The following is a 3,594-nucleotide window of genomic DNA, read 5'->3' on the forward strand; positions in this document are numbered from 1 at the left end:
CCGCGCAGCACGGCGGGCCGCCGGCTCACGCGGCGCCCGGTCGTGGGTGCGGGAGTACTCGGCGATCGCACGGCCATAGGACGCCAGCAGGTCATCGACGGTGCGATCCCAGGAGAACTTCGCCGCATGCTCGACCGCGGCCCGGCCCATCCCGTCCAGATCCCCCGCCAGCACTGCCTCGATCCGGTCCGCCCACTGCCGCGGATCGTGCCCGGACACCAGGGCACCGGTGACACCGTCGTGCACCGCCACCGGCAGGCCGCCGACCGCGGCAGCCACCACCGGGGTGCCACAGGCCTGGGCCTCGACGGCCACCAGTCCAAAGGACTCCGAGTAACTCGGCACCGCCACCAGGTCGGCAGCCCGATAGACGCCGACCAGCTGTTCGCGCGACTGCGGCGGCAAGAAGGTCACCCGGTCGCTGATACCCAGTTCAGCGGCCAAGGCAACCAGGCCGTCCGGCGCGGACAGACCACTTCCGGACGGCCCGCCGGCGATCACCGCCCGAAGCTGCGGCTGCAGGGCAACGGCGCGCAGCAACACATCAGGAGCCTTCAGCGGTTGAATCCGGCCGACAAACGCCACCGTCGGCGCCGTCTCATCGAGCCCGAGTGACCGCCGGGCAGCGCGCTTGCCCGCGCCCGGAGCCCCCGGCCGGAACATCTCCAGGTCCACCCCGGGATGTACCACGTCGATCCGGTCCGGGTCGGCGTGATGCAGCGAAATGAGTTGGCGTGCTTCGTCGTCGGTATTGGCAATGAGCCGGTCGGCCTCGTCGACCACCTGCTGTTCACCCACTGCGCGCAACGGCGGCTCCGGCGCGTCACCGACAGCCAGGGCCGCATTCTTCACCGCGGCCAGCGTGTGCGCGGTGTGCACCAGAGGTACCGCCCAACGGTCCCTGGCCAGCCAGCCGACCTGACCCGACAGCCAGTAGTGGCTGTGCACGATGTCGTAGTAGCCGGGCTCGTGGGTGGCCTCGGCGCGCAACACCCCAGCGGTGAAGGCGCACAGCTGGGTCGGCAGGTCATATTTGTCGAGACCCTCGAACGGCCCGGCCACCACGTTGCGGACCAGCACGCCGGGAGCAACCTGTACCACCGGATCATCGGCGGACGAGGTGGCCCGGGTGAAGATCTCCACATCCACACCACGCCGCGCCAGATGCAACGCACTCTGCATGACATAGACGTTCATGCCACCGGCGTCACCGGTTCCCGGCTGGGCCAGCGGTGAGGTGTGGACGGACAGCACGGCGACACGCACTCCCCCATCGTTGCACCTCGGGGCGAAGCGCAGCTAGGCGGTGGCCTCCGGCGCGGCGAGGACCCGCGCGCTGGTGGCCGAGCGGCGCATCGCCGCCACCGGATCCGCATAGAGGCTGCCGAGGGACACGATTCCGGCTCCGGCCTCCTGCACCCGATTCCCGAATGCGCTGACCCGGATATCGCGGGGCGGCAACACCGAACGCGCCGCGAACGCCGATTCCACACCGGCCATCGCCTCGGGATACTCGGTGAACGCCTGCCCGCCCACCACCAGGTCGTCGGGGTTGAGCAGGTCACGCAGCAGCGCCACCGCCTCGCCCAGCACCCGCGCCCGCTCGGCCAGCAGCTCCTGGGCCGCGGCGTTGCCGTCACGCGCGGCCCGCAGCACGGTGGCGACCGAGGATTCCCGATCGCCGACGATGCCGAGCCTGCGCGCCGCGGACAGAACCGCCTCGTCGCTGACGGTGGACTCCAGTTGCCCTGTGCCACCGAGCAATTCGGAGTGCGCAGGCAAGTTCGCAATGGTGCCGGGCCCGCTGACCGGGCTGTGCACCCGGCCGCCGATCACCAGTGCGTACCCGACTGTTTCGCGGGCGTAGACGTACAGGCTGGTGGCCGCCGGAGTGGTGAATCGACGCATACCCAACAGCAATTCAGCGCCGGCCATCGCATCGACGTGCGCCGCCACCGACACCGGCAGCCCCAGCGTCTCGGCCAACACCGGCCCGACCGGGGCCTGAGTCCAATCGAGGCGCTGATGGTCGACATGCCCGGTGACGCCGTCGACGGTGCCGCCGATCGCCACACCCACCCACAGCGGCCTGCGGCGATGCCAGCGCGCCAGATAGCGGCGGGCACTGCCGGCCAGCGACGCCAGCGCCTGCGCCTGCGGGCCGTGCGGAGTGGGAGTCTCGACCACATCGAGGGTGCGCCCGAACAGGTCGGTGGCCACGATGCTGGTGGTGCGGGCGCCGATGTGCACACCCAATGTCAGATAGGGCTCATGGTTGACCTCGACGGGCACCCGGGGTCTGCCGATCGCTCCGGAGGCGGCCAGATCGGCGCGTTCGCGCAGCAAGCCGGCGTCCAACAGGGCCGTGACCTGGCGATTCACTGTCGCGATCGACAGCGAGGTGACCTGGGCGATGACGTCACGGGCGATCGGCCCCCGTAGCCGTGCGGCGTTGAAGACCGCCGCTGCGGCAGCGTCACCGATGCGCAGCGCCGGCGCGACGATGGCGTGCCGGGTACGCAGCGGGTGGACCGAGGTACGCGCGGTACGGGTAGCCGTCTTGGCGGGGATCTTGCGGGAAATGGCGGCAGTCATGGGAGGCGTCCTCGATAGTCGGAGCGGCGGGCTTCACGCCACGCCGTGCGACTTCGGGAGACCCCGGAATGTCAGGCGCAGCAAATACCGGGACGACAACACATCCCGGTCAGCGCGCTCTGGAATCCCCTCGACACGTAGAGAAAGATAACACGGTAACTAGAGTTGGTCAGGTGACGACCGAATCTGCCCCGCACCCCGCGCTATCGACCGATTCCGACAATCGCCGAATCGCCGTCGTAACCGGCGCCAGCTCCGGAATCGGCGAAGCTACAGCGAGAGTTCTTGCCGCACAAGGCTTTCACGTGATCGTTGCGGCCCGCCGGGCGGATAGGATCGAGGCCCTGGCAGCCGAACTCGGCGGCACCGCTGTTGTGGCGGACGTCACAGATGATCAATCGGTGGCCGCCCTGGCCGAGCGGATCCCCGGACCCGTCTCGGTGCTGATCAACAACGCCGGCGGTGCAAAAGGACTGTCCACAATCGCGGAATCAGACCTCGACGACTGGCGCTGGATGTGGGAGACCAACGTGCTGGGCACCCTGCGGGTCACCCGGGCGCTCCTACCCAAACTCATCGAATCCGGTGACGGGCTGATCGTCTCCGTCACCTCCATCGCCGCATTCGAAACCTACGACGGTGGCGGCGGGTACACCGGCGCCAAACATGCCCAGGGCGCGCTGCACCGCACCCTGCGCGGCGAACTTCTCGGGAAACCGGTACGCCTCACCGAAATCGCCCCCGGCGCGGTGGAGACGGAATTCTCGCTGGTGCGGTTCGGCGGCGACCAGGAACGCGCCGACAAGGTGTACGCCGGCATCACACCGCTGGTGGCCCAGGACATCGCCGAGGTCATCGGCTTTGTCGCCTCCCGGCCGTCGCACGTCGACCTCGACACCATCGTCATCCGCCCCCGCGACCAGGTGGCCCACGGCCGCTGGAACCGCCAGACCTGACGACCTGACCACCCGCGCCGAAACTCACGTTTGGGCGCAAAAG

2 protein-coding genes and 1 pseudogene are annotated in these 3,594 nt (G+C 69.3%); 1 reads left to right on the top strand and 2 read right to left on the bottom strand.

All coding sequences use genetic code 11. The annotated features are described in order from the left end of the window. Window positions 1–1,376 (bottom strand): annotated as a pseudogene (gene mshA / locus WBB07_RS07610) (D-inositol-3-phosphate glycosyltransferase); the annotation flags it as partial. Further along, window positions 1,300–2,595, bottom strand: a complete 1,296-nt coding sequence (locus WBB07_RS07615) for an ROK family protein (RefSeq protein ID WP_526306307.1) — start codon at window positions 2,593–2,595, stop codon at window positions 1,300–1,302. The pseudogene mshA and the gene WBB07_RS07615, both read right to left, overlap by 77 nt. Before the next feature lie 173 nt (window positions 2,596–2,768). On the opposite strand from WBB07_RS07615, the gene WBB07_RS07620 reads away from it, so the two are divergent. Beyond that, on the top strand, window positions 2,769–3,551 hold the full coding sequence (locus tag WBB07_RS07620) for an SDR family NAD(P)-dependent oxidoreductase (RefSeq protein WP_526306309.1): 783 nt from the start codon (window positions 2,769–2,771) through the stop codon (window positions 3,549–3,551). Window positions 3,552–3,594 lie beyond the last annotated feature (43 nt).

Origin of the sequence: Mycobacterium sp., assembly GCF_049647605.1 — a bacterium.
Classification (GTDB): domain Bacteria; phylum Actinomycetota; class Actinomycetes; order Mycobacteriales; family Mycobacteriaceae; genus Mycobacterium.

Coding starts and splice junctions, on each gene's coding strand:
- WBB07_RS07615 (WP_526306307.1), bottom strand. CDS start 2,595: ATGACTGCCGCCATTTCCCGCAAGATCCCCGCCAAGACGGCTACCCGT.